Here is a 26,079-nt window from a genome sequence, read left to right on the forward strand (position 1 = left end):
TTTCCCCATGATTGTATTTGTGATCATAAATATCATCCACAAGCACCCACTGGCGCAGTCGAACGGGTGGGGGATCTCGGCATATCAACCAAGGAAATCATCATGAAATGGACCCATGGCCTTCTGGCCGCATCAGTTTCATTTGTCAGCATAAATTCGGCATTCGCACAGAACACGGTCAAGCTGTATGGCGTGCTCAATGCGGGCGCGGGTGCCTATCAGTTGGCGGGCGCAAACCGGATCAAGGCGGTCAGTTCGGGAGACATGAGCACCAGCTACTGGGGGCTCAGCGGCACGGAAGACCTGGGCGGCGGCCTCAAGGCGCAGTTCGCCCTGGAGAGCTTCGTTGGCATGGACACCGGCGCGGCCGGGCGCTTTGCGGGCGACGCGATGTTTGCCAAGAACGCCTATGCCGGCCTGAGCGGCAGCTTCGGGCAGCTGCGCGTGGGTCGCAATACCAGCCAGATGTTCGTGTCCCTGCTGCTGTTCAACAGCTTCGGGGACTCCTTCGGCTTTTCGCCCACGCTGCTGCACTATTTCCTCGACGGCCGCGACATCCCCATCAGCAAGACCGCGCGCCTGCAGAACGACACCTCCTGGCGCAACGCGGTCAGCTACATCAGCCCCGTGATGTCCGGCTTTCGCGTGAACCTGCAGGGCGCGTTGGGTGAAGGTGTCGGCAAGGCCAGCTATGCCGCCACGCTGCAGTACTTCGGCGATCCCTTCAGCGCCACCGTGGCCTACCAGGCCGTGGGGACGGACGCCGCCGCCCCGACCAACGGCCAGCGCGAGAAGACCTTCAACCTGGGCGCCTCCTACGATTTCAGGGCGGTCAAGCTCTATGCCCAGTACGGACAGATCGACGACGAGTCCTACGGCAGCAAGCTGCGCCTCTATGACATCAGCGCCGAGGTGCCCGTCAATGGCAGCGGAAAGATCCTCGCCGCCTGGGGCCACTCCAAGGTCCGTACGGGCACCTTCGCCGGCATCATCCCGCTGTGGACGGGCAACACGCACAAGACCCTGAGCCTGGGCTACGACCATTCCTTGTCCAAGCGAACGGATGTCTACGCCGTCTACATGAACGACAAAATTGACGGCCTGCACGACGGCAACAGCGTCGCCGTCGGCATGCGGCACAGCTTCTGAGGCAGAGGCGCCCCCCCGGCAACTCGGTACGCCACTGCTTGCCAGGGGCTGCTTGCCGGGGGCTGCTTCTGGGCAGGCCTCCGTCGCTCCTCCCCATGCGAGGCCGGGTTCCGCGCCGCCTGTCTGGCGGCTCGCCCTTGGCCCGCGTACCTCACAGGCCGGCGCCCGCCTGCGTCCCGGCGGGCAGGCCTCAGGCTCCGGGGAGGCGCACAGGGGCCGGCAAGGCCCTGCGGCGGCGCCATCGCAAGTGCAGGCAGGGTCGAGTTCGGCCAGGGGCAGCGGCTGAGCGACAATCCGCGGATGGAATACCCTGGCAATCTCATCGTGGTCGCCGCGCCGAGCGGCGCCGGCAAGTCCAGCCTCGTCAAGGCCCTGCTGGAACTGGACGCCAAACTGGCGGTCTCGATTTCTCACACCTCGCGGGGACCTCGCGGCCAGGAACAGCATGGCCGCGAGTACTGGTTCATCAGCCCGGATGAGTTCCGGGCCAAAGTCGAGCGCGGCGAGTTCTTCGAGTGGGCCGAGGTGCATGGCAACCTCTACGGCACCTCGCGCGCCGCCATCGAGGAACGGATGAAGCAGGGCGAGGACGTGGTCCTGGAGATCGATTTCCAGGGCGCCCTGCAGATCAAGCAGCTCTTTCCCTATGCCGTGCTGGTCTTCATCCTGCCGCCCAGCTGGGAGGAACTGCGCCAGCGCCTGACCCGCCGGGGCGACACCGCCGAGGAGGTCATCGAACGGCGCATGGCCAATGCACGCGTCGAGGTGGCACAGGCCCACAAGTTCGATTTTGTCGTGGTGAATGCCGTCTTCGAGACCGCACTTTTCGACTTGAAGGCCATCGTGCACGCGCAGCGGTTAAAATACGCCTCTCAGCGTCGCAGCAAGTCCGCCGTCTTCAAGGCACTGGACCTGCCCTGAGCCCTGGTTTCATCCCGACACCACGGCTCGAGACCTCCCTGAACAACAGTACTGGAAACCGCCCATGGCCCGCATCACCGTCGAAGATTGCCTGACCAAGATCCCCAACCGCTTCCAGCTGGTGCTTGCGGCCACCTACCGCGCTCGCATGCTGAGCCAGGGCCACAGTGCCAAGATCGAGAGCAAGAACAAGCCGGGCGTGACCGCCCTGCGCGAGATCGCCGCTGGCGAAGTGGGCATCGAGATGCTGCGCAAGGTGCCGGTCTGAGACCTGGCCCCGCCAAATGAAGGCGCCCCAACGGGCGCCTTTTTTCATGGTTTGCCCGGATGTCAGCAGCGCACCGGCGCCCTTCCCCGTCGCAATTTGTCCCGGCGCCTGCGGGCGGCCCTGGCCTTGTGTTAATTTCGCTCCATGGGTCTTCGCTCCTTTGCCGCCTCCTTGCCCGCTGCCCTGATGCCGGGCCTGCACAAGACCGCCCCCGAGCCCACGCAGGCCGAGGCGGCGTCCTTTGACGCCCTGCTTCACCGGCTGAGCTACCTGCCCAAGTCCGACATCAAGCGCATCCGCGAGGCCTACAAGTTTGCGGATGAAGCCCACCTGGGCCAGTTCCGCGCCAGCGGTGAGCCCTACATCACGCACCCGATCGCCGTGGCCGGCATCTGCGCTGAATGGCGCCTGGACGCCCAGGCCATCATGGCCGCGCTGATGCACGATGCCATGGAGGACTGCGGTGTCACCAAGACCGAGCTGATCGAGCGCTTCGAGGCCCCGACCGCCGAATTGGTGGACGGCCTCACCAAGCTGGACAAGCTGCAGTTCTCGACCAAGGAGGAGTCGCAGGCCGAGTCCTTCCGCAAGATGCTGCTGGCGATGGCGCGCGACGTGCGCGTCATCCTCATCAAGCTGGCCGACCGTCTGCACAATATGCGGACGATGGGCCACATGGCCTTCGAGAAGCGCCGCCGCATCGCGCGCGAGACCCTGGACATCTACGCCCCCATCGCCCACCGCCTGGGCCTCAACGAGATCTACCGGGAGCTGCAGGAGCTGTCCTTCCAGTACATCCACCCCTGGCGGCACGGCGCGCTGTCCAAGGCCATTGCCAAGGCGCGCGGCAATCGGCGCGACCTGGTCTCGCGCATCGAGCGCGACGTGGTCAAGGCCTTTGCGGATGCCGGCCTGAAGGTCGAGATCCAGGGTCGCGAGAAGACGCTGTTCTCCATCTACAAGAAGATGCGCGAGAAGCACCTCAGCTTTGCCCAGGTGAGCGACATCTTCGGCTTTCGCGTGGTGGTGGACGAGCTGTCCCAGTGCTACCTGGCCCTGGGCGTGCTGCACCAGCTCTACAAGCCCCAGCCGGGCCGCTTCAAGGACTACATCGCCATCCCCAAGCCCAATGGCTACCAGAGCCTGCACACCACCCTGGTGAGCCCCCTGGGCACGCCGGTGGAATTCCAGATGCGCACCGAGACCATGCACATGGTGGCCGAGAAGGGCGTGGCGGCACACTGGCTCTATAAGGCCAAGGGCAATGCCCAGGCCGTGCAGCAGCTGGGTTCGCGCTGGCTGCAGTCCCTCATCGACATCCAGGACGAGACCCGCGACGCCAGCGAGTTCCTGGAGCACGTGAAGATCGATCTCTTCCCCGATGCGGTCTACGTCTTCACACCCAAGAGCAAGATCATGGCCCTGCCCCGCGGGGCAACGCCGGTGGACTATGCCTATGCCATCCACTCTGACGTTGGCGACCACTGCGTGGCGGCCAAGGTCAATGGCGAGCCCGTGCCCCTGCGCGCCGAGCTGCGCAGCGGCGATGTGGTCGAGATCATCACCGCCACCGGCGCCCGCCCCAATCCGGCCTGGCTCAGCTTCGTTCGAACGGGCCGCGCGCGGTCCAAGATTCGCCATTTCCTGAAGAACCTGGAGCAGGAGGAGTCCCGCGAGCTGGGCCAGAAGATGCTGGCCCAGGCCTTGCGCGCCGAAGGCCTGGCTCTGCCCAGCCTGGACATCGAAGACCAGGAGGCCCATGGCCTGTGGCAGGACCTGGCGAAATGGGCCGGCAACCGCAATGTGCACGAGCTGCTGGTGGAGGTGGGCCTGGGGCGCAAGATCGCGACCATCGTGGCCAAGAAGATGGCCCGCATGCTGGCCGCCCAGGGCCAGCGGCCGGACGCCGTCACCCTCACCCTCGGCCGCTTCGGCGCCACTGACGACCAGACCACGCAGGGCCAGATCACCCTGGATGGCAGCGAGGGCGCCTCGGTGCGCCTGGCCAGCTGCTGCCGGCCGGTGCCGGGTGATGACATCAAGGGCTATCTGGGCCGCGGCGAAGGCCTCATCGTGCACACCGCCGAATGCCAGGTCGGCCGCCGGCTCTTCCAGCGCGACAGCGAGCACTGGATCGCCGTGGCCTGGGCCGACGAGATGACGCGCAGCTTCGAGGCCGCCATCGGCGTGCTGATGCGCAATGGCAAGGGCGTGCTGGCGCAGATCGCCACCGCCGTCAGCACAGCCGAGGCCGACATCACGCACATTTCCATGAGCGATGAATCACAGGCCCGCGAGACCGCCGAGATGCAGTTGCTGATCTCCGTGCGCGACCGCCTGCATGTGGCTGAGGTGCTGCGCATGCTCAAGCGCTCGCCCGCCGTGATGCGGGTGTGGCGCATCAAGCCCTGAGCCCTGGCTGAGCGGGTGTGGGGTCAGGTCTTGCCTGGCTCCGGGTAGCGCACTTCCAGCACCTCCAGCTGCTCCAGCCCGCCCGGCGTCATCAGCTGGACTTCGTCGCCCTCGCGGGCCTTCAGCAGGGCGCGGGCGATGGGCGAGACCCAGCTGACCTCACCCTTGAGGCTGTCCGCCTCGTCGATGCCCATGATGGTGATGGTGCGCTCCTCGCCTTTGCTGTTGGCATAGGTGACGCAGGCGCCGAAGAAGATCTGGTCGCTGCCATGGTGAACGGCCGGGTCCGCGACCTCGGCGATGTCCAGGCGCTTGGTCAGAAAGCGCAGCCGGCGGTCGATCTCCCGCAGGCGCTTCTTGCCGTAGAGATAGTCGCCGTTCTCGGAGCGGTCGCCATTCTTGGCGGCCCAGGACACCGTCTCGACAATCTTGGGGCGCTCGACATCCAGCAGCTCCATGAACTCGGCGCGCAGCCGCGCATAGCCCTGCGGCGTGATGTAGTTGCGTGTGCCGGCGGGCAGCGGCGGCAGGCCGGGGACGTCATCGTCATCGTCCCCGTCGCTTTCCTTGGTGAAGGCCTTGCTCATGGCCGTATTGTCTCGCCAACTGTCAGCGTAGCGCCGGTCCTGAGCGGCTACCCTGGGCGCTGACAAGCCCCAGGGCGCCAGGAACGGCACCGGGCGATCTTCATGAGCAGTCGGGAAGGAACGGCATGGCAACGGGACCCTTGGCAGGCGTGCGCATCATCGAGCTGGCAGGCATCGGCCCCTGCCCCTTCGCCGGCATGCTGCTGGCCGACATGGGGGCTGAGGTGATCGTCGTCGAGCGCCCTGCCGCGCAACGCAGCCTGGGCGGCGGCGGGGCCATGAACCGCGGCAAGCGCTCCCTCGTGCTGGACCTGAAGAAGCCGGAGGCGCGCCAGGCGCTGCGGCAGCTGGTCCTGGGCGCGGACGGACTGCTCGAGGGCTACCGGCCCGGGGTCATGGAGCGCCTGGGCCTGGGGCCTGAGACCTTGGTGGACGCACATCCGCGCCTGGTCTACGGTCGCGTCACCGGCTGGGGCCAGACGGGCCCCCTGGCCCACGCAGCGGGCCATGACATCAACTACGTGGCCCTGAGCGGCCTGCTGAGCCTCAGCCAGCGCCCCGGCCAGGCGCCCACCCTGCCGGCCACCGTGGTCGGTGATATGGCCAGCGGCGGCCTGCTGATGGCCTTCGGCATGGTCTGCGCCCTCCTGGAAGCCAGAAGCTCCGGCCACGGCCAGGTCGTGGACGCCGCCATGCTGGACGGCGCCAACCTGCTGGGCAGCCTGGTGCGCAGCCTGGCCAGCCAGGGTCACTGGCCCGAGGCGCCGCAGGAGAACTTCTTCCTGCACAGCAGCCCGTTCTATGACAGCTTCGAATGCGCCGACGGCCGCTTCCTCAGCCTGGGTGCCATCGAGCCGGTTTTCTACCGGGACCTGCTGCAGCGCCTGGAGATTGCCGACGAGGAGCCGGCCCGGCAGATGGACAGCGCCCGCTGGCCCGCATTGCGCGAATTGGTCGCCCGCCGCCTGAAGGAGAAGCCCCGCGACGCCTGGGTGACCCTGCTCGAAGGCACGGAGGCCTGCGTGGCCGGGGTACTGAGCCTGGAGGAGGCGCCCCTGCACCCACATCAGCAGGCGCGGCAGGCCTTCATGAAGGTGGACGGGCACTGGCAGGCCCAGCCTGCGCCCCGCTTCTCCCGCAGCGGGACGCGGACTCCCGGCCCTGCGCCGCAGCCAGGCGCCCAGGGCGCCGAGATCCTGGCCGGACTGGACCTGTCCGACGACGTCAGGGCACTGCTGCTGAAGGACACCGCGGCAACACCGGGCGGCTGAGCCGCGGGCAAACGGCTCGCACCCAAGGCGCGGAGGCGCAGGCGGCATGGACGCTACCGCCCGCCCCTGCCTGCCACCGCCCCGCCGCCTGCAGATTCAGCGACCATTTCCACTGCGCCTGCAAATGCCAGTCAGAAACTGAAGGCAAAACTCGAGGGCAGGACTTGAAGCCAAAACACAAAGGCAAGGCGGAAAACAAAAAAGGTCTGTGATTTCTCACAGACCTTTTCATTTCTTCTTGTTGTTGGCGCGGCTGGCAGGATTCGAACCCACGACCCCTTGGTTCGTAGCCAAGTACTCTATCCAACTGAGCTACAGCCGCTTGTATTTAGTTGAGCCTTAGATTGTAGCGCGATTTTTATTCAATCGCAAGCCAAGACTCATATTTTTAATTCCGGATTGTCTTGAAACTCGGAAGTTTCTTGACTCACACCTCGGCTTCATCATTCCTTTGAAACGCTGCAGGACTGCAGCAGTTTCTCCGTCGCTTTCCAGAAATTCTCAGAACAGTATTCCGAAGATTTTCCAGTGAGCTTCAAATCTGAAATTTTGGCGCGGCTGGCAGGATTCGAACCCACGACCCCTTGGTTCGTAGCCAAGTACTCTATCCAACTGAGCTACAGCCGCCGAAGCCTTGAACTATAGCATGGGTTTTTCCGACCATGCAAGTATTCGGCTGAATTTTCCTCTGGAGCGGGTCTCAGGCAAGCGGGTGCTCATCGCCCCGCAGCCGCCCAAGGCCGGCTCAGCCCAGCAGGGCCGCCGCCTCGAAACAGCGGGCGCGGCGTTCGGCGTCGCCGTCGTTCTCGGCCAGGTCGGCCAGCTTGAGCCAGCTGCGGCGGCGAGCGCTGATGCTCAGCTGGCGGTCCTCGGCCGCCTGTTCCAGCATGAGACGGGCCTTGCCCCACAGCTGTCGCTCGGCCAGGGCGTGACCCAGGGCATAGGAGAGGCCCGGATCCCGCGCATGACGCTGCATGAGGCCTTCCAGACGCTGCAGCCATTCCGGCCCCAGGCCAGGCATGCACTGGACCAGGGCCTCGGCCAGCGCGGCGCGCTCCTCGGCCTGCAGGTCGCCGTAGTCGTCCCAGGAGGGGCGCAGCCAGCCGCGGCCATCGTCAGGCGCGCCGAGACCGGCGGCGCATTGGGCAGCCCGGGCGGCGACGAAGACATCACGCCGGTCGGCGGCATCCAGCTGCTGCCAGCTGCTGCGGAGCTGGTCGATGTCCCGGGAGGACTCCAGGGCCTCCACCGCCAGGGAGCGCAACAGCCCTTGGGCGGCCGACTTGGAAAAGCCCTGGTGCTTGGCCAGCAGGCGCGCGGTGCGCAGCGCCTCCAGCGGCTGTCGGGCCAGGCGGGACGCCTGCAGCTTGAGGCGCAGGGCCTGGGTGCGGCGGGCCACGCCGGGGGTCAGCTCGGCCAGGATCTGGCTGGCGCGATGGGCATCGCGGTCATCCAGGGCCCATTCGGCAGCCAGCAGCCGGGCGCCCTCCTCCTGAGCCTTGGCCTGGGAAGAGGCCTGCGCGAACTGCAGCGCCAGCTGCAGCTGCTCGTCGCGACGGCGTTTGTCCTGGAGCCGGTGGGCGCTCTGGGCCGCCAGCAAGTGGCTCAGGGCCATGAAGGCCTGGTCCTGGGCGAGGTCCGGCGTCTGGGACTGGATGTTGAGGGCACGCTGCACGGCCTTCTGCGCCCGGCCGTAGCGGGCGCCGAAATACTCGGCCAGGGCTTCGCGCAAGGCCAGCTGCGCGCTGCGCTCGCGCTGCGACAGCCGCCATTCGCGGGCCCTGCGCGGCAGGGAGACCAGCGAATTGACGGTCTGGATCAGCGTCACCAGCGCAAAGCAGCCCGCCACCAGGGCCAGCAGGAAGAGGTTGAGCGACACATCGAGGCGCCAGCCATTCCAGTAGAAACTCGCCAGACCGTCATTGCTGCCCAGGGTCAGGGCGGCCACCACGGCCGCGGCAAAGAGCAGCACCAGCCAGATCACAGTACGCATGGACCGGCCTCCCTCATCGCCCGGCCGCGGCCAGGGCCGCGAGGCTGTCGTCAGGGCGCGGCACGGCCACCTGGCGCGCCTGCCCCTGCACCTGGCGCAGCAGCTCGGCAGCGGTCTGGGCCTTGCGCGAGCGCATGTCGACGTAGCGGTCCAGCAGGGCCAGGGCCTCGCGCAGGTCCGACTGTGCGGTGTCGTACTGGCGGCTCAGCAGGGCCAGCCGCGCATTGAGCAGGCGCAGCTTGAGGTTCTCGCGGAGGAAGTAGCCCTGCTCGGGCGTGATCAGCGCCGCCTCGGGATGGTTGATCCGCGTGACGCGCACCAGGGACTTGGTCTCCTGCCAGACCTGGCTGCTGAGCTCCTGCCAGCGGCTCTGGGCCAGGTTCCACCAGGCCTCCCAGCCCTCCGGGGCCGGCGCCGGCTTGGACGCTGCGCCGGCGGCCTTGCGGGCCTTGGGGTCCGTGCGGGCGTCGGTCTTCGATTCCAGCCGGGCCGCGCTGCGGGCCTCGCCCTCGGCCTGGGCCACGCGTTCGGCCACCGACAGCAGCGGGAGCTCGTCGGCCAGGCGGGCGACTTCATCGAGCTTGATGCCCAGCGTGGCCACATCGACCACGCTGACCGCCTTGACGCGGTCCAGGTCGCGGATCACGGCACGGCGCACGCCCTCCAGCCGGGGCTGCTTGTAGCGCTGCAGGCGCTCGTCCGCCTGCTTGAGCGCCGACACCAGGGGCTCGGCGCTGCCGGTGATGCTGGTCTGCTGGAGGGCCACGCGCAGCGAGGCCTCGATGTCACCCAGCACGTTCTCGTCCCGCGAGCGGGACATGGACTGGATCAGTTCCTCCAGCTGCCCGCGCTGCAGGGACACCTCGGCGAGGCGGGCGTCCAGCAGGGCCAGCTTGGCCGAGGTCTCCTGGGCCACCTCCTGGGCGCGGCTGGCCATGCCGCGGGCGTCGGAGGCCTGGGTCTGGCTCTGTTCCTGGCGGCGCACCAGCTCCTGCTCCAGCTGCCTGACGCGGCTGTGCCCCTGCCAGGCCATGGCGAGGGCGCCCAGGGACAGCACGCCCAGGGCCATCAGGATCAGGGTCAGCGAACCCGGCGTGCTGGCGCGGGCCGGCACTTTCTCGGGCAGCACGGAGGCGCTCTCGGGCTCGGAAGCCGGGGCGCTGCGGGGGATGTCTTGCTCGCTCACAGTGCCGCGGATTGTAGGGTTCAGTCCCAGGGGCCTTGCAGGGCGGTAGCGACGGCGGCGGCGTCCGGTCGCGTCAAAACCACATGGCCCAGGCCCAGGCGGCGCGCTCGCTGCGCAATGCGCTCATGCGTGGCGATGGCACGGCTGCGGGACCAGTCGGCGGTGGTGCCGGCCAGCGCGGGCAGATGATCGATGGCTTCCGCGCTGCTGAAGAGCCACACATGCGCCTGCGGCTGGGCCAGCGCGCGATCCAGCACCGCCTGCTCCGCGGGCTCCAGCCGGGGCGCCTGGCGGCGGTAGACGCTGACGGCCCCCACCCGGGCACCCGCCTCGCGCAGGCGGTCCGCCAGCCACTCACGGCCGCCGTCCCCGCGCACCATCAGCACCTCGCGCCCCCGCCAGTCCAAGCCGGACAGCACGGGCCACAGGTGTTCGGAATCCAGGCTGGGCGCATCCGGCGGCGGCTGGCGTAGCAGCGCGGGCGGCACGCCCTGGCTCACCAGGGCCTGGGCACTGCCCGGCCCCACGGTGGCCGCCAGAGTGTGGGCGGGCCAGCGCATGCCGGCCGGGCGCGCGGCAAAGAAGTGCTCGACGGCATTGGGGCTGACGAACATCAGCAGCGCCTGGCTGGCCAGACGCTCCCAGGCCTGGCGGGCGGGGGTGGGATCCAGCGGGGCGATGTCCAGCAGCGGAACGCAGTCGCAGGCCACGCCCAGCCGCGCCATGCGCTGCACCCAGTCCTGCGCCTGGGCACGGGGGCGGGTGAGGATCAGGCGCGGCAGGGCATCAGGCGATCCGCCCTCGGCACCGGGCCGGGCGGAATCAGGCACAGCGCAGGTAGTCCTCGGCACCTTGGGTGCGCAGGGCCTCCGCAGCCTGCAGGCCCAGGGCGCGGGCCGCGGCCTCATCGGTCGGCTGGCCCTGCACCCGCGCCTTCAGCAGCGGACGCTCGGGATGCTCCGGATGGCCCAAGGCCACCTCCAGCTGCAGCTGCCCGTCCACCCAGCGTGCATGGGCAGCCAGCGGCATGGAGCAGCTGCCGCCGAGGCTGCGCGAGACCGCGCGTTCGGCCTGCGTGGCCAGCCAGGTGGGCTGGTCCGTCAGGGTGCCCAGCGCCTGGGTCAGCGCGGCGGCATCGGCCCGCACTTCCAGGCCCAGGGCGCCCTGCCCGGCGCAGGGGATCATCTGATCGAGGGCGAAGCAGCTGCGGATGCGCTGCCCCAAGCCCAGCCGTTTGAGGCCGGCTGCCGCGAGCACGATGGCGTCGTAGCCGCCTTCGTCCAGCTTGCGCAGGCGGGTGTCGAGGTTGCCGCGCAGGGGCTCGATGCGCAGGTCGGGCCGCAGGTTCTTCAGCTGCACCACGCGGCGCAGGCTGGAGGTGCCCACCAGCGCACCCTGGGGCAGCTCGTCCAGGCTGGCGAACTGGTTGGAGACGAAGGCATCACGCGGGTCCTCGCGCTCCAGGATGGCCACCAGGGCGAAGCCCTCGGGCAGGTCCATGGGCACGTCCTTGAGCGAATGCACGGCCAGCTGGGCGCGGTCTTCCTCCAGGGCCGTCTCCAGCTCCTTCACGAAGAGGCCCTTCCCTCCCACCTTGGAGAGGCTGCGGTCCAGGATCTGGTCGCCCCGGGTGGTCATGCCCAGGAGTTCCACGGTGGCACCCAGGCGCTGTTCCAGCAGGGCCTTCACGTGTTCGGCCTGCCAGAGGGCGAGCCTGCTTTCGCGCGTGGCGATCACTATCTTTTCCATCATGGTGGGATGCTAGCGCAGCGTCGTGGCCGCCCAGCCACGCTCCTGTCAAAGAAACTGATAAAGTCAAATGAAGGTAACTTGGTTACATTGCTGAATCCAGGCTGAAAGGCCTGGACAGCGCAACCGCGCTACCCTTCCACGAACCCCAGCACCCGCGCCCCGGAGCCCCCTCCGGACGCCAACCCCGAGCCGCCATGCCTGCCCGTCCTGACGCTTCCGCCCCCGATCGAGCCCCCCGCGCCCCTGCCGCCCGCAAGACCGGCAGCAAGGCGGGCACCCGCACAGCCGGCAAGACCGCCCCGGCACGCAAGGCCGAGGAGGACAAGAACCAGCCGCTGATGGAGGACATCCGCCTGCTGGGCCGCATCCTGGGCGAAGTGATCCGCGAGCAGGAGGGCCGCGAGGCCTACGAGCTGGTCGAGCGCGTGCGCAAACTCTCGGTGGCCTTCCGCCACAAGCAGGACGCGCAGGCCGGCAAGACTTTCGACAAGCTGCTCAAGAGCCTGTCCGGCGAGCAGACCGTCAGCGTGATCCGCGCCTTCAGCTATTTCTCGCACCTGGCCAATATCGCCGAGGACCGCCACCATGTGCGCCGCCGCGAGATCCATGAGCGCGCCGGCAGCCTGCAGGCCGGCTCGCTGGCCTACTGCATGGAGCGCCTGCATGAGGCCGGCGTGCGTCCAGCCGAGGTGGCCCGCACCCTGCAGCACGGCTTCATCTCGCCGGTGCTGACCGCCCACCCGACCGAGGTGCAGCGCAAGAGCATCCTCGACGCCGAGCGCGCCATCGCCGAGCTGGTCGAGCAGCGCGACCGCCTGCAGACCGAGCGCGAGAAGCGTGACAACGAGAACCTGATCCGCGCCCGCATCACCCAGCTGTGGCAGACGCGCATGCTGCGCTACTCCAAGCTGACGGTGGCCGACGAGATCGAGAACGCCCTCTCCTACTACCACGCCACCTTCCTGCGCCAGATCCCCAAGCTCTACGGCGAGCTCGAGGAGGCCCTGCCCGGCCATGAGCTCAACAGCTTCCTGCGCATGGGCCACTGGATCGGCGGGGACCGCGATGGCAACCCCAACGTCACCGCCACCACGCTGCGCCATGCGCTGCGGCGCCAGAGCGAGGTGGCCCTGCGCCACTACCTGACCGAGCTGCACGAGCTGGGCGCCGAGCTGTCCATCTCGGCCCGCCTGGCCCAGGTCAGCCCGGCGATGCAGGAGCTCGCCGAGCGCAGCCCCGACCGCAACGAGCACCGCATGGACGAGCCCTACCGGCGCGCCCTCACCGGCATGTACGCGCGCATGGCCGCCACCTTGCACGCGCTGACCGGCACCGAGGCCCTGCGGCACGCCGTCGCGCCGCAAGACCCCTACGTCTCGCCCGAAGAGCTGCTGGCCGACCTGCGCGTGATCGCGGACTCGCTCAAGACCCACCATGCCGAGGCCCTGATCGCCCCGCGCCTCAAGCCCCTGATCCGCGCCGTGCAGGTCTTCGGCTTCCACCTGGCCACGCTGGACCTGCGCCAGAGTTCGGACCAGCACGAGCTGGTGATCGCCGAGCTGCTGGCCACCGCCCGCGTCTGCCCCGACTACGCCGCGCTGGACGAGGCCGCACGCCGCCAGCTGCTGCTGGGCCTGCTCAACGATGCCCGCCCGCTGCGCGTGGTCGGCGCCGAGTACAGCGAGCGCTGCCAGGGCGAGCTGGCCATCTTCGAGGCGGCGCGCGAGTCCCTGCAGCGCTTCGGCCGCGAGTCCATCCGTCACTACATCATCAGCCACACCGAGACTGTCAGCGATCTGCTGGAAGTCCAGCTCCTGTTCAAGGAAGTGGGCCTGCTGCGCGGCCTGCTGGACGGCGAGGCCGTCAGCGACCTCATCGTCGTGCCCCTGTTCGAGACCATCGGCGACCTGCGCGAGGCGCCGGTGATCATGGGCGAGTTCTACGCCCTGCCCGGCGTGGCTGCCCTGGTGAAGCGCTCCGGTGCCGAGCAGGACGTGATGCTGGGCTACTCCGACTCCAACAAGGACGGCGGCGTCTTCACCAGCAACTGGGAGCTCTACCGCGCCGAGATCGCGCTGGTGGGCCTCTTCGACCAGCTCAAGGCCCGCCACGGCATCACCCTGCGCCTCTTCCATGGCCGCGGCGGCACGGTGGGCCGGGGCGGCGGCCCCAGCTATCAGGCCATCCTGGCCCAACCCCCGGGCACGGTGAACGGGCAGATCCGCCTGACCGAGCAGGGCGAGGTGATCGCCTCCAAGTACGCCAACCCCGACATCGGCCGGCGCAACCTCGAGACGCTCGTGGCCGCCACGCTGGAGGCCACGCTGCTGCATCCGACCAAGAGCGCGCCCAAGTCCTTCCTGGACGCCGCCCAGCAGCTCTCGGACGCCAGCTTCGCGGCCTACCGTGGCCTGGTCTACGAGACCAAAGGCTTTGCGGACTACTTCTTCTCGTCCACGCCCATCCGCGAGATCGCCGAGCTGAACATCGGCTCCCGCCCGGCCTCGCGCAAGGCCACCCGCGCCATCGAGGACCTGCGCGCCATCCCCTGGGGCTTCAGCTGGGGCCAGTCCCGCGTGGCCTTGCCCGGCTGGTGCGGCTTCGGTGCAGGCGTGGCGGCCTTCCTGGACGCCGACCCGGCCCTGCGCGAGCAACACCTGACCCTGCTGCGCCGCATGTACAAGCAGTGGCCCTTCTTCCGCACCCTGCTGTCCAACCTGGACATGGTGCTGGCCAAGACCGACCTGGGCCTGGCCCAGCGCTATGTGGACCTGGTCGAGGACAGAAAGCTGGGCAAGCGCATCTTCGCGGCCATCGAGGCCGAGTTCCGTCGCACCCAGCAGGCCGTTGCCCTGATCAGCGGCGAGAAGCACAACCTGGCCAGCAACCCGGCCCTGGCGCGCTCGATCGCGCACCGCTTCCCCTACATCGACCCGCTGCACCACCTGCAGGTCGAGCTGATGCGCCGCTATCGCGCCATTCCCGTGGAGAAGCGCGCCGAGGACCCGAGCATGGAGCGCGTGCAGCGCGGCATCCACCTGTCCATCAACGGCATCGCCGCCGGCCTGCGCAACACCGGCTGAAGGCCGGGCCGCCAGGAGCGGCGGCGCGGCTCAGCGCCCGCCGCCCGCCGGGCTGCCCGCCAGCGCCTCGCGCACCGCGGCCACCTGGCGGCGCGAGACCGACAGCCATTCATCCACCGGCGCCACGCGCACGGCCCAGCCCTCGCCCGATTCGCCGCCCGATTCGCCGTCCGCTTCGCCGGCAGGCGGCTGGGCGAGGTGCCGGCCCAGCTCGCGCAGGGCCTTGCGCGCCACCAGGGCATTGCGGTGGATGCGCAGGAAACGCTCGCCCAGGCGCTGCTCCAGCTCGGTCAGCGAGCCTTCCATGATGTAGCTCTGCGTCGCGGTGCGCACGGTCAGGTACTTGAGTTCGGCCTTGAAGAACAGCACCTCAACCAAGGGCACGCGGATCAGGCGCCCACGCTCGGTGATGGTCAGGAACTCGCCCTCGGGCAGGGCCTCGGTCTCGGCCTGCGTGCTCTGCCAGGTCGCGGCCGCCAGGCGCTCATGGAGCCGGGCACGGGCCCGCTCCACCGCCGAGGCCAGGCGCTCGCGGCGCACCGGCTTGGTCAGGTAGTCCAGGGCCTCGATCTCGAAGGCGCGAAGCGCATGGCCGGCATGGGCCGTCACGAAGATCACGATGGGGCGCTGGGGCAAGGCCTCCAGGGACTGCGCCAGCTGCAGGCCGTCCGGCCCGGGCATCTGGATGTCCAGGAAGACGAGGTCGCAGGCATGCTCCTTCAGCCAGACCAGGGCCTGGGCCGAGGACCCTGCCTCGCCCAGCACGCGCACGGGCAGTCCGGCCAGGCCCTCGAGCAGGCCGCGCAGGCGCAGGCGGGCCAGGGGCTCGTCGTCGACGATCAGCGTGCGCAACGGGGTCTCACCGGTCTGGGTCATCGCGGCGCTCATCAGGATTGAAGGGGCAGCAGGATCTTCACCACATAGCGCCCGGGTGCAGCGTGGAGCTCGAACTGGGCGGCCACATCATGCATCAGCAGCAGGCGCTCGCGGACGTTGTCCAGGGCCAGGCCGTGCCCCGGCCGCGAAGGACCCTGGCCCACCGTGTTGCTGACGCGGACCTCCACCTGCCCGCCGCGGCGCCGGGTCAGCACTTCGATCTCGCCGCCTTCGTCGTTGGGCTCGACGCCATGGCGCACGGCGTTCTCCACCAGGGGCTGCAGCATCAGCGGCGGCACCCGCACCGCACCGGCCGTGGGGTCCAGGCGCCACTGCACGCGAAGGCGGTCGCCGAAGCGGATCTGCTCGATCTCCAGGTAGCGGCGCGCCAGCTCGATCTCCTCGTCCAGGCTGACCGCCGCGCCGTTCTCGCTGAGCGCCACACGGAAAAGCTCGCTGAGGTCTTCCAGCACCTTCTCGGCCCGCTGCGGGTCCAGCTGCACCAGCACGATGGCGGAGTTGAGCGTGTTGAAGAGGAAGTGCGGGCGGATGCGCGACTGCAGCTCCACCAGCTGCGCCATCGCCGCCGCCGGGCGCTGCCAGCGCTGGCGGCTGCGCAGCCACAGCCACAGCGAGGACGCCACCGCCGCTCCGCTGAGCGCCACCGCCACGAAGCGGAACAGGGAGCCCACCTCGCCGGCGGCCGCGTTGAGCAGGCGCCAGGCGAGGCTGGCGCACAGGGCGCCCAGGGCGGCCAGGACCAGCCATTGCCCGGCGCTGCCCAGGCGCGCCAGCAGATGCTTGCCCGCGCACACCAGGACCAGCCAGGCCAGCACCGCCGTCATGGAGACGAAGCTCGCGCTGGCCAGTTGCCACAGCCATTGCTGCAGGTCCGAGGCCTGCAGCGCGATGCCCAGGGACAGCAGGATCTGCACCCCCAGCACCGCGCGCAGGGCCAGCCCCATGTGGCAGACGTCGAAGAGCTGGGCCCGCAGCGCGGCGTCACCCGCCTGTGCCGGGCCGGCCGCCGCGGAGATCACGGGCGGCAGCAAGGTGGTGCTGGCATCAGTCTGGGACGAAGGCGGCTGCTTCATGAGCTTCGAAGGCTGGACGGCGCGCGCTCAGGTCCAGGCAAGGTGGCAGTCTTTAGAATCGGTGGCCATTCTCCCCCAGCCCTGGGCCCGCGCCACCCGGCAGCGGCCCGCCGCCTTGCAACAAACCATGTCCGACAACCAACTCGCCAACAAGTCCCAAGCCTGGTCCGCGCTGTTTTCCGAACCGATGAGCGAGCTGGTCAAGCGCTACACCGCCAGCGTCTTCTTCGACAAGCGGCTCTGGAAGGCGGACATCGACGGCAGCCTCGCTCACGCCGAGATGCTGGCCGCGCAGGGCATCCTGAGCACCGAGGACCACGCCGCCATCCAGCGCGGCATGGCCCAGATCCGCGAGGAGATCGAGGCGGGTCGCTTCGAATGGAAGCTGGACCTGGAGGACGTGCACCTCAACATCGAGGCCCGCCTGACCGAGCTCGTGGGCCTGGCGGGCAAGCGCCTGCACACCGGCCGCAGCCGCAATGACCAGGTCGCCACCGACGTGCGGCTGTGGCTGCGCGGCGAGATCGACGAGATCGCCCAGCTGCTGACCGCGCTGCAGCTCGCCCTGGTCGACGTGGCCGAGAAGAATGCCGAGACCATCCTCCCCGGCTTCACGCACCTGCAGGTGGCCCAGCCCGTGGCCTTCGGTCACCACCTGCTGGCCTATGTGGAGATGTTCGCCCGCGACGCCGAGCGCATGGCCGACGTGCGCCGCCGCGTGAACCGCCTGCCCCTGGGCGCGGCAGCCCTGGCCGGCACCAGCTACCCGCTGGACCGCGAACGCGTGGCCCGCACGCTGGGCATGGAGGCCGTGTGCCAGAACAGCCTGGATGCCGTGTCCGACCGCGACTTCGCCATCGAGTTCAGCGCCGCGGCCGCGCTGGTGATGGTGCACGTCTCGCGCCTGTCCGAGGAGCTGATCCTCTGGATGAGCCAGAGCTTTGGCTTCATCGACCTGGCCGACCGCTTCTGCACCGGCTCGTCCATCATGCCGCAGAAGAAGAACCCCGACGTGCCCGAGCTGGCCCGCGGCAAGAGCGGCCGCGTGGTGGGCCACCTGATGGGCCTGATCACGCTGATGAAGGGCCAGCCCCTGGCCTACAACAAGGACAACCAGGAAGACAAGGAGCCGCTGTTCGACACCGTCGACACGCTCAAGGACACCCTGCGCATCTTTGCCGAGCTGGCCGCCGGCATCACCGTCAAGCCAGAGGCCATGGAGCGTGCCGCCATGCGCGGCTATGCCACCGCCACCGATCTCGCCGACTACCTGGTCAAGAAGGGCCTGCCCTTCCGCGACGCCCACGAGGTCGTGGCCCATGCGGTCAAGACCGCCATCGCCGAAGGCCGCGACCTCTCGGCCCTGAGCCTGGACGCGCTGAAGGCCTTCGATGCGCGCATCGAGGCCGACGTGTTCGACGTGCTCTCGCTGCGCGGCTCGCTCAATGCCCGCAACATCCTGGGCGGCACGGCACCGGACCAGGTACGTGCCCAGGTGGCTCGCCACCGGGCACGCCTGGCCTGAAGCCGGCTTTCAGCGACGACGGCGGCGCAGGGGCAGCAGGCTCAGCGCCAGCCCCGCCAGCGCCAGGCTGCCCGGCTCCGGCACCTTGCTCACTGTGGGCGCGAAGGTGCTGAAGAGACCGGAGATGTGGGTGTGGCTCATGTCGGCCACGTCCATGAGGCCCGAGAAGTCGTAGGCCGTGGCGTCGGTGTCCAGGAACATGAAGTAGGACGACAGGCCCGCACCCAGGCCCGTCATCCCGCCGGTGGGGCCCATGCGCTGGAAGTTGAAGTTGATGTCGCTGGCCATGGTGCCGCTGAAGCGGTGGGCGTTGACGGGCGACACATCTCCCATGCCGTCATTGCGCCAGTTCACCCGGTACTCGCTGGTGAAGAGCTGGCCCAGGCGGAAGCTGCCGAGGTCGTCGGCCGAGCCCGCATCGCTGGTGACGCGCCAGTAGAAGTCCACGGTGCCGTCTATCGAGCGCACCACCCGCGACTGGATGCTGCCGGACACCATGCCGTTGGTGCTGCTGAAGCTGAAGGCATCACTGCGGTCCTCGATGATGGTGCCGGCCAGCTGGGGCTCGGCGGCCGAGCTGGTGCCCGTCAACAGGGCGACGGTGGCCCCTTCCAGCAGCACGTCGGCCCGTGCCAGGGAGGGCGCGGCCGCAGCCGCGACCAGGGCCAGGGCGCCGGCAAGGTGCTTGAACAGGGGCTTTTGAGCCTTGAGGGCTTGATCGGTCATGGAAACCTCCTGGGGTGATGAACGAGAGTGGGCTGAACCTTAGGACCGATCGGCCGGCGAGCGTCCCCCTAGCTTCTCAGGAGGCCCCGCAATCAGGGGGCACGGGCGTCGCCGGCCGGCGACGCCCGCGGGCGCAGCCGGACCTTGATCACGCGCAAGATTCCCGCCGGCGGCAGGCGTCCGGCCGGGCGTTGTCTGGCAGCTCAGGTATCGTTCGGCCCATGAGCCTGATCACCTGGACCCCCGAGCTCGCGCTGCAGCACACCGAGCTGGACGACACCCACGAGGAATTCGTGGGCCTGCTGAATGACTTCGCCACGGCCCTGGCCGGCGGGGGCGACCCCATGCCCGCCTTCGAGACCCTGCTGGCCCACACCGAGGCGCATTTCGCGATGGAAGAGCGCTGGATGGCCGCCACCGGCTTCGCACCCGAGAACTGCCACAGCAAGCAGCACGAGATGGTGCTGGACACCCTGCGCGAGGTCCGCCGCTACGCCCTGGAGCTGAAGGACCTGGAGCCCATGCGCATCATCGGCCCCGAACTCGCCCAGTGGTTCCCGGCCCATGCCGAGATGATGGACGCCGCCCTGGTCTTCCACATGCAGCAGGTCGGCTACGACAGCGCCACCGGCGTGCTGCTCAAGCCCGAGGCCAGCGAGGCCACCGCCACGCAGGCCACCCAGGGCGAGAAGGCCATCACCTCCTGCGGCAGCAGCAGCTGCGGCCACTGAGCGCCCGCCGCGGCGCAGGGCGCTGCTGACAGCGCCTGTCAGGGCGGCAGCGCGACAATGCCACCATGACTGAGCTCGAGCGCCCTTCCGATGCGGCTGCGCCCCCCCGGCGCTGGATCGCCCATCTGGACATGGACGCTTTCTACGCCTCCGTGGAGCTGCTGCGCTACCCGGAGCTCAAGGGCCAGCCGGTGGTGATCGGCGGCCGGCGCATGCATGCGCCGCGCACCCTGGAAGACGGCAGCCGGCAGTACGCGCGGCTGCGGGACTACACCGGCCGCGGCGTCGTCACCACCTCCACCTACGCCGCCCGCGCTCTGGGCGTGTATTCGGCCATGGGCCTGATGAAGGCTGGCCTGCTGGCGCCTGACGCCATCCTGCTGCCCACCGACTTTGACTCCTACCGCCACTACTCCCGCCTCTTCAAGGCCGCGGTGGCCGAGATCGCGCCCGTCATCGAGGACCGCGGCATCGATGAGATCTACATCGACCTCAGCGCCGTGCCCGGCGTCCATGAACCCGTGGGTCACGACCCCCTGGGCGGCGTGCGCGCCGTGGCCCGCGAGATCAAGAACAGCGTCAGCCGGGCGACAGGGCTGAGCTGCTCCATCGGCATCACGCCCAACAAGCTGCTGTCCAAGATCGCCTCCGACCTGGACAAGCCCGACGGCCTGACCGTGCTGACCGAGGAGGACATCCCCACCCGCATCTGGCCCCTGCCGGTCCGCCGCATCAACGGCATCGGGCCCAAGGCGGCGGCCAAGCTGGAGACCCTGGGCATCCAGACCATCGCCGAGCTCGCGGCGGCCGCGCCGGCGATGCTCATCGAACGCTTCGGCCGCAGCTACGGCGCCTGGCTGCACGAGGCGGCGCACGGGCGGGACGAGCGCCCGGTGGTGACGCACAGCGAGCCCGTCTCCATCAGCCGCGAGACCACCTTCGAGCGCGATCTGCACGCCAGGCACGACCGCGAGCTGCTGGGCCGCATCTTCACCGAGCTCTGCGAGCAGCTCGCGGCCGACCTCCAGCGCAAGGGCTATCTGGGCCGCACCGTGGGCATCAAGCTGCGATTCGAGGGCTTCCGCACGGTCACCCGGGACCAGACCCTGGCCCTGCCCATCCAGGACGCCGCCGCCATCCGCCAGGCGGCCGGCCAGTGCCTCAAGCGGGTGGACCTGAGCCAGCGCCTGCGCCTGCTGGGTGTGCGCATGGCCTCGCTGAGCCGGCCGGGAGAGGCGCCGCCCCCGCCGGCCCGGATCGCGCGGCCCGCGCAGGCTCGGCTCGAGAACCTGTCGCTGTTCTGAGCTGCACGCTGCCCCCGGGCTTGTAGGCTGGTCGGCACTGCCGACCCTGGGTATCCTGGATGCCGAACCCCTCGGAGCACGGCCTGCCAGGGGCCTGACACCAAGGAGCGGCATGCAGCAGTACCAGCACTCGCCACCTGCCGGGCAGCAAGCCGGCGCCCCCGCCTGCGACGACGCCGAGGCGGCGCGCCTCATCCACGCCCTGGCCTATGCCGGCATGCGGCATCCCCGCTGCGCCCTGCCCCTTTACGAGCATGCGCTGCAGCGCGCGCAAGACCTGACCCTTCTGAGGCGCCTGCAGCTGCTGCAGGGCCTGTTCTTCTCCAGCGAGCGCCTGGGCCGCGCAGCGCCCTTGCGGCAGGCCCTTCAGCAGGCCCTGGCCGAGGCCCAGGACGCCGGGCTCGTCCGCCAGGTGACGCGCCTGCACGAGAACCTGGGGCGGCTGTGCTACCAGGCCGCCGAGTACCAGGAGGCCAGCGCGCACTGGTCCGAGGCCCTGGACCTCGCCGCGCTGCAGCCCGGCAGCCTCGAAGGGGTGGGGCCCTGCATCGGCCTGGCCCAGCTGCACTTCGCGCTCGGCGACTGGCAGACCGGCCAGCACCTGCTGCTGGATGCGCAGAGCCAGCTGCGCAGCGGCGCGCCGCGGCTGGCCGCCCGCTATCTGCAGGCCAAGCTGCTGCTGAACCTGGGCGTGGCCCAGTACAACCGGGCCGAGTACGCCCAGGCCCGCGCCAGCTTCGAACAGGGCCAGCAATGGGCCCGCAGCATCGGGCACCGGGACTATGTGGCCGAGAGCCAGTGGCACCTGGCCCGCTGCGCCCAGGCCAGCGGCGAAGAATCGGCGGCACGCCGGCTCTGCGAGCAGGCCCTGCAGTCGGCGCACCGCTGCGGCTATGTGTGGCTGGAGGCGATGGCCAGCGCCACCCTCACCGAGCTGGCCATGGAGGACCAGGACTGGGCCCAGGCCATCCGCAGCGGCGAGCAGGCCCTGGCCCTGGCGCGCAGCCTGGGGGCGCGCCGCCAGCAGAGCAGCGCTCACAAGGCCCTCGCCCAGCTCTACCAGCATGCGGGCCGCCTCGGCGAGGCCCTGGACCAGCTCTGGCAGCACCAGGCCCTGGAGGCCGAGCTCTACCGCCTCAGCCTGCCCGAGCGCCTGAGCGCCCTGGTGCGCTTCGACCACCTGCGCCAGGGGCCGGAGGAGCGCATGCTGGCCCTCTCCAACCAGCACTTCAGCGTGGAGACCCCCGAGGACCTGCGCCTGGCGCTGCTGCAGATGCGCGAGCAGGTCCTGGCCATCATGAGCCTGGACGACTGGACGGTCTGGTGGGACGAAGGCAGCCAGCAGCAGTTCCTCAGCATCGCGCAGGCCGGCAAACCCGATGACGAGGGCCTGGACCCCGAGCACTGCGGCGCCTACCTCCAGCTGCTGGCCGACACCCAGGAGCCGCTGGTGATCCGCGACATGCGCCTGCACCCGTACGGCGCCGCCCTGCTGCAGCGGCCTCGGGCGCAGCGCCAGGGCGGCCGCATCGAGGTGCCGCTACGCCTGCAGCAGCAGCTGCGCGGCATCCTGTGGCTGCAGCGCGAGGGCATCGAGCGCGCCTGGACCCGCGAGGACCTGCTCAGTGCCAGCCATCTGGCCAAGATCTGCGAGCGCCTGCTGCTGTCCCTGGACCTCACCCGGGCCAAGGCCGCGCGCCAGGAACTGGAGCAGGAGAAGTTCGCCTCGCTGGGCCGCATGGTCGCCAGCATCGCGCACGACGTGAACACGCCGATCGGCGTGGCCATCACCGCGGCCTCGGGCGTGGCCGACCACGCACGGCGCCTGGGCCGCGTCGCCGATGGCAGCGAGAAGCTGACCCGCAGCGAACTCCAGGCCCTGGCCGCCCAGCTCGCCAATGCAGCAGACCTGGTCGACCGCAACCTGCAGCGCGCCGCCACGCTGATGGGCGACTTCAAGCGCATTGCCGTGGACCAGAACGCCGAGGCGCCCCAGCGCCTGGCGCTGAAGGACTATCTGCAGAGCGTGCTGTCTGTGCACAGCCCCGCCCTGCGACGTGCCAGGGTCGAATGCCGGCTGGAGGTCGAGGACAGCCTGCAGATCGAGACCGTGCCGGGCCTGCTGAGCCAGATCCTCTCCAACCTCATCATGAACAGCCTCACCCATGCCTTCCCGGAGGGCCAGGGCGGGACGCTGAGCCTGCGCGCACAGGCCTGCGGGCCGCTGCTGCGCATCGACTATGCCGACGACGGCGTGGGCCTCAGCGAGGCGGCCCGCGTCCATGTGTTCGAGCCCTTCTTCACCACGCGCCGGGGCCAGGGCGGCTCGGGCCTGGGCATGTACATCGTGGACAACCTGGCCAGGCGCCTGGGCGGCCAGGCCCAGCTGCTGCGGCCGGAGCGGGGCTTTGCGCTGCGTCTGGAGCTGCCGCTGCAGGGGGCCGCAGCGGCCGAGGCGCGTTGAGCCAGCCGGCGCCTAGCCGGCCTTCAGGCGCTCGCGCGTGGGCAGCGACCACATCCAGAGCCCCACGGCCAGGCAGCAGGCGGCGGGCACCCAGCACCAGGCCAGGGGCAGGCGCCAGGCGCCCAGGGCCGAGCCCAGGGCCATCATCACCCAGGCCAGCTGCTTGGCCCGCCAGGGGATGGCACGGTAGGCGCGCCAGTCGTGGATCATGGGACCGAAGCGGGGATGGCCCAGCAGCCAGGCCTCGCAGCGGCGGCTGCTGCGGGAAAAGCAGAAGGCCGCCAGCAGCACGAAGGGCGTGGTGGGCAGCAGGGGCAGGAAAATGCCGAGAATGCCCAGGCCCAGGCTCAGGAGCCCGGCCATGCCCCACAGCAGGCGGCGCCACAGGGGCCGCGGTGCCATCGCTTGATCGTCGAAAGCCTTGTCCATGAATCCATCTTCGCACGCCCCGTCACTGGCGCCGGACCTGCGCCTGCCCTCCATCGAGGGGCTGCGCGCCTTCCAGGCCGTGGCGGCGCTGGGCATGCTGGACCCGGCCGCCGAGGCCCTGCACATCAGCGCCAGCGCGGTGGGCAAGCGAATCGGCGCGCTGGAGGAGCTGCTGGGCCTGGCCCTGTTCCAGCGCCAGGGCGGGCAGTGGAGCCTCACGGCCGCGGGGCGCGAGTACCTGGAGCAGGTGCGCGCCGCCCTGGACCTGCTCGCCGCCGCGCCCCAGCACCGCCGCCCGCAGCAGCGCCGCGAGCGCCTGCGCCTGTGCGCCCCGCCCACCTTCGCCCGCCAGATCCTGGTGCCCGCCCTGCCCGCCTTCAGCCAGGCCTTTCCGCACCTGGAGCTGGAGCTCGTGCTGAGCGTGCCCTATCTGGGCGACGGCGCGCCGGAGGCCGAGCTGCAGGTCTACCATGCCCCCCAGCCGCCCGTGGCCGAGCTGCTGCTGCGGGACACCGTGACGCCCCTGCTCGCGCCCGCGCTGGCCGTCCGCCTGCCCGAGCGGCCCGCGCCGTCGGACCTGCTGCCCCTGCCCCTGCTGCGAACGCCGCTGCAATCCTGGCTGCCCTGGCTGCAGGCGGCCGGCCTGCCCGCCATCGAGCCGGACGAGGGCCCGCGCTTCATCGACCTCGGTCTGGTGCTGCAGGCGGCCGAGTGCGGTCAGGGCGTGGCCCTGGTCGGGCGCTCGCTGGCCCGCCGCCTGCTGGACCAGGGCCTGTTGCTGCGCCCCTGGGCCCTGGAGGTGCCGGCGGCCCAGGCCTATGCCCTGCGCCCGCTGCCGGCCCAGGCCTCGCCGGGGCTGCAGGCGCTGGCCGACTGGCTGCGCCAGCACTGCCGTTCGCTGACGCCGGCCTGATCTGCCCTCCGAAGTGGCCCCGCAAGGGCTCGGAAAAGCCTTCCGCGCCACTCGGCGGCAGATTCCGCAAGGGACCCACCCGCTGCCACTAGGATCGCGCCTGGACCTGATTCCCAAGGCAAGCAAGCGGAGGCCCCATGCCCGTCATCACCTGCATAGAAGACCTGCGACAGCTGGCCCAGCGCCGCGTGCCCCGCATGTTCTACGACTACGCCGATTCCGGCAGCTGGACCGAGAGCACCTACCGCGCCAACGAGAGCGATTTCCGGGGCATCAAGCTGCGCCAGCGCGTGGCGGTGAACATGGAGAACCGCAGCACCGCCACCACCATGGTGGGCCAGGCGGTGTCCATGCCCGTGGCCCTGGCGCCCACCGGACTGACCGGCATGCAGCACGCGGACGGCGAGATCCTCGCCGCCCAGGCCGCCGAGGCCTTCGGCGTGCCCTTCACGCTCTCGACCATGAGCATCTGCTCCATTGAGGACGTCGCGGCGCGCACCAGCAAGCCCTTCTGGTTCCAGCTCTATGTGATGAAGGACCGCGGCTTCATCGAGCGCCTGATCGACCGCGCCCGCGCCGCCCGCTGCAGCGCCCTGGTGCTCACCCTGGACCTGCAGATCCTCGGCCAGCGCCACAAGGACCTCAAGAACGGCCTCTCCGCGCCGCCCAAGCCCACCCTCGCCAACCTGCTCAACCTGGCCACCAAGCCGCGCTGGTGCCTGGGCATGCTGGGCACGCCACGCCGGCAGTTCGGCAACATCGTGGGCCATGTGAAGGGGGTGGACGACATGAGCTCGCTGTCGGACTGGGCGGCCAAGCAGTTCGACCCGGCGCTCTCCTGGGACGACGTGGCCTGGATCAAGCAGCGCTGGGGCGGCAAGCTCATCCTCAAGGGCATCCAGGACGTGGAGGATGCGCGCCTGGCCGTGCAGAGCGGCGCCGATGCGCTGGTCGTCAGCAACCACGGCGGCCGCCAGCTGGATGGCGCCGAATCCAGCATCCGTGCCCTGCCCGCCATCGTCGACGCCGTGGGGTCGGAGATCGAGGTGCACATGGACGGCGGCATCCGCAGCGGCCAGGACGTGCTCAAGGCCTGGGCCCTGGGCGCCCGCGGCTGCTACATCGGCCGCGCCTTCCTCTACGGCCTCGGCGCCATGGGCGGCCCCGGCGTCACCAAGGTCCTGGAGATCATCCACAAGGAGCTGGACCTCAGCATGGCCTTCTGCGGCCGCACCCGCATCACCGACGTCGACGGGAGCATCCTGCTCAAGTAAGCCCGCCCGACACGCACAGCCGAAATGAACAAAGCCCTCCGTGGAGGGCTTTGTCCTTGGCCCAGCGCTTGAACTTGAACTGCCCCTGAGGCCCCGCGAAGCACGGTGCCCGCAGCAGAGC

Annotated in this window: 21 protein-coding genes and 2 tRNA genes; 12 read left to right on the forward strand and 11 right to left on the reverse strand. The window is 69.7% G+C overall.

The features are described 5' to 3' along the window. The first annotated feature begins 102 nt into the window (after nt 1-102). From ABDJ40_RS08370 to ABDJ40_RS08385, 4 genes are all read left to right on the forward strand, one after another. On the forward strand, nt 103-1,149 hold the full coding sequence (locus ABDJ40_RS08370) for a porin (RefSeq protein ID WP_347608707.1): 1,047 nt from the start codon (nt 103-105) through the stop codon (nt 1,147-1,149). Between the two features lie 300 nt (nt 1,150-1,449). Further along, nucleotides 1,450-2,070 (forward strand): guanylate kinase, encoded by a 621-nt coding sequence (gmk, locus tag ABDJ40_RS08375; protein ID WP_347608709.1) that lies wholly within the window; start codon nt 1,450-1,452, stop codon nt 2,068-2,070. A gap of 64 nt (nt 2,071-2,134) precedes the next feature. Beyond that, nucleotides 2,135-2,338, forward strand: a complete 204-nt coding sequence (gene rpoZ / locus ABDJ40_RS08380; protein ID WP_183102758.1) for a DNA-directed RNA polymerase subunit omega — start codon at nt 2,135-2,137, stop codon at nt 2,336-2,338. A gap of 144 nt (nt 2,339-2,482) precedes the next feature. Next, complete coding sequence (locus tag ABDJ40_RS08385; RefSeq protein WP_347608711.1) at nt 2,483-4,750, forward strand: RelA/SpoT family protein; 2,268 nt, start codon at nt 2,483-2,485, stop codon at nt 4,748-4,750. A gap of 23 nt (nt 4,751-4,773) precedes the next feature. On the opposite strand, the gene greB is transcribed toward ABDJ40_RS08385, so the two are convergent. Continuing rightward, entirely contained in the window at nt 4,774-5,337 is a 564-nt protein-coding gene (gene greB, locus ABDJ40_RS08390; RefSeq protein WP_269629542.1) for a transcription elongation factor GreB, read from the reverse strand. 125 nt (nt 5,338-5,462) lie between these two features. On the opposite strand from greB, the gene ABDJ40_RS08395 reads away from it, so the two are divergent. Beyond that, nucleotides 5,463-6,608: a CaiB/BaiF CoA transferase family protein gene (locus ABDJ40_RS08395; RefSeq protein ID WP_347608714.1), complete on the forward strand. Its 1,146-nt coding sequence runs from the start codon at nt 5,463-5,465 to the stop codon at nt 6,606-6,608. 245 nt (nt 6,609-6,853) lie between these two features. Here ABDJ40_RS08395 and ABDJ40_RS08400 read toward each other — a convergent pair. The 6 genes from ABDJ40_RS08400 to hemC form a co-directional block, all read right to left on the reverse strand. Beyond that, nucleotides 6,854-6,930, reverse strand: a tRNA-Arg gene (locus ABDJ40_RS08400). Between the two features lie 228 nt (nt 6,931-7,158). Then, nucleotides 7,159-7,235: transfer RNA gene (locus ABDJ40_RS08405), tRNA-Arg, on the reverse strand. A 118-nt stretch (nt 7,236-7,353) separates the two neighbouring features. Next, nucleotides 7,354-8,601, reverse strand: coding sequence for a heme biosynthesis HemY N-terminal domain-containing protein (locus ABDJ40_RS08410; protein ID WP_269629544.1), 1,248 nt, complete (start codon nt 8,599-8,601; stop codon nt 7,354-7,356). A gap of 13 nt (nt 8,602-8,614) precedes the next feature. Then, nucleotides 8,615-9,787 (reverse strand): uroporphyrinogen-III C-methyltransferase, encoded by a 1,173-nt coding sequence (locus tag ABDJ40_RS08415; RefSeq protein ID WP_347608716.1) that lies wholly within the window; start codon nt 9,785-9,787, stop codon nt 8,615-8,617. A gap of 20 nt (nt 9,788-9,807) precedes the next feature. Next, entirely contained in the window at nt 9,808-10,617 is an 810-nt protein-coding gene (locus tag ABDJ40_RS08420) for a uroporphyrinogen-III synthase (RefSeq protein WP_347608718.1), read from the reverse strand. Continuing rightward, the gene (gene hemC, locus ABDJ40_RS08425) at nt 10,610-11,539 is read right to left on the reverse strand and encodes a hydroxymethylbilane synthase (protein ID WP_430765615.1); all 930 of its coding nucleotides are present in this window, start codon (nt 11,537-11,539) and stop codon (nt 10,610-10,612) included. The genes ABDJ40_RS08420 and hemC overlap by 8 nt, the downstream gene beginning before the upstream one ends. Before the next feature lie 194 nt (nt 11,540-11,733). Here hemC and ppc point away from each other — a divergent pair, with 194 nt between their 5' ends. Then, nucleotides 11,734-14,622 (forward strand): phosphoenolpyruvate carboxylase, encoded by a 2,889-nt coding sequence (ppc, locus tag ABDJ40_RS08430; RefSeq protein WP_430765616.1) that lies wholly within the window; start codon nt 11,734-11,736, stop codon nt 14,620-14,622. A gap of 30 nt (nt 14,623-14,652) precedes the next feature. Here ppc and ABDJ40_RS08435 read toward each other — a convergent pair whose 3' ends face one another. Together ABDJ40_RS08435 and ABDJ40_RS08440 are read right to left on the reverse strand one after the other, a co-directional pair. After that, on the reverse strand, nt 14,653-15,498 hold the full coding sequence (locus ABDJ40_RS08435; RefSeq protein ID WP_347608720.1) for a LytR/AlgR family response regulator transcription factor: 846 nt from the start codon (nt 15,496-15,498) through the stop codon (nt 14,653-14,655). Nucleotides 15,499-15,509: 11 nt separating this feature from the next. After that, the gene (locus ABDJ40_RS08440) at nt 15,510-16,592 is read right to left on the reverse strand and encodes a sensor histidine kinase (RefSeq protein ID WP_347608722.1); all 1,083 of its coding nucleotides are present in this window, start codon (nt 16,590-16,592) and stop codon (nt 15,510-15,512) included. A gap of 127 nt (nt 16,593-16,719) precedes the next feature. On the opposite strand from ABDJ40_RS08440, the gene argH reads away from it, so the two are divergent. Next, a complete protein-coding gene (gene argH / locus ABDJ40_RS08445; RefSeq protein ID WP_347608724.1) occupies nt 16,720-18,117 on the forward strand; it encodes an argininosuccinate lyase in 1,398 nt (465 codons plus the stop codon). Nucleotides 18,118-18,126: 9 nt separating this feature from the next. Here the strand turns inward: argH and ABDJ40_RS08450 are convergent, their stop codons facing one another. After that, nucleotides 18,127-18,843: a hypothetical protein gene (locus ABDJ40_RS08450; RefSeq protein WP_347608726.1), complete on the reverse strand. Its 717-nt coding sequence runs from the start codon at nt 18,841-18,843 to the stop codon at nt 18,127-18,129. Nucleotides 18,844-19,064: 221 nt separating this feature from the next. Here ABDJ40_RS08450 and ABDJ40_RS08455 point away from each other — a divergent pair, with 221 nt between their 5' ends. The 3 genes from ABDJ40_RS08455 (at nt 19,065) to ABDJ40_RS08465 (ending at nt 23,342) form a co-directional block, all read left to right on the forward strand. Beyond that, nucleotides 19,065-19,574: a hemerythrin domain-containing protein gene (locus ABDJ40_RS08455; protein WP_347608728.1), complete on the forward strand. Its 510-nt coding sequence runs from the start codon at nt 19,065-19,067 to the stop codon at nt 19,572-19,574. A gap of 65 nt (nt 19,575-19,639) precedes the next feature. Next, a complete protein-coding gene (gene dinB, locus ABDJ40_RS08460; protein WP_347608730.1) occupies nt 19,640-20,878 on the forward strand; it encodes a DNA polymerase IV in 1,239 nt (412 codons plus the stop codon). 112 nt (nt 20,879-20,990) lie between these two features. Next, a complete protein-coding gene (locus ABDJ40_RS08465; RefSeq protein WP_347608732.1) occupies nt 20,991-23,342 on the forward strand; it encodes an ATP-binding protein in 2,352 nt (783 codons plus the stop codon). A gap of 12 nt (nt 23,343-23,354) precedes the next feature. Here the strand turns inward: ABDJ40_RS08465 and ABDJ40_RS08470 are convergent, their stop codons facing one another. Beyond that, the gene (locus ABDJ40_RS08470; protein WP_347608734.1) at nt 23,355-23,771 is read right to left on the reverse strand and encodes a YbaN family protein; all 417 of its coding nucleotides are present in this window, start codon (nt 23,769-23,771) and stop codon (nt 23,355-23,357) included. On the opposite strand from ABDJ40_RS08470, the gene ABDJ40_RS08475 reads away from it, so the two are divergent. Beyond that, the gene (locus ABDJ40_RS08475; RefSeq protein ID WP_347608736.1) at nt 23,770-24,684 is read left to right on the forward strand and encodes a LysR substrate-binding domain-containing protein; all 915 of its coding nucleotides are present in this window, start codon (nt 23,770-23,772) and stop codon (nt 24,682-24,684) included. The genes ABDJ40_RS08470 and ABDJ40_RS08475 overlap by 2 nt on opposite strands. A 137-nt stretch (nt 24,685-24,821) precedes the next feature. Beyond that, the gene (locus ABDJ40_RS08480) at nt 24,822-25,958 is read left to right on the forward strand and encodes an alpha-hydroxy acid oxidase (RefSeq protein WP_347608738.1); all 1,137 of its coding nucleotides are present in this window, start codon (nt 24,822-24,824) and stop codon (nt 25,956-25,958) included. The last annotated feature ends 121 nt before the right edge of the window (nt 25,959-26,079 follow it).

This window comes from Roseateles flavus, from assembly GCF_039872765.1.
GTDB classification, from domain to species: domain Bacteria; phylum Pseudomonadota; class Gammaproteobacteria; order Burkholderiales; family Burkholderiaceae_C; genus Roseateles_B; species Roseateles_B flavus.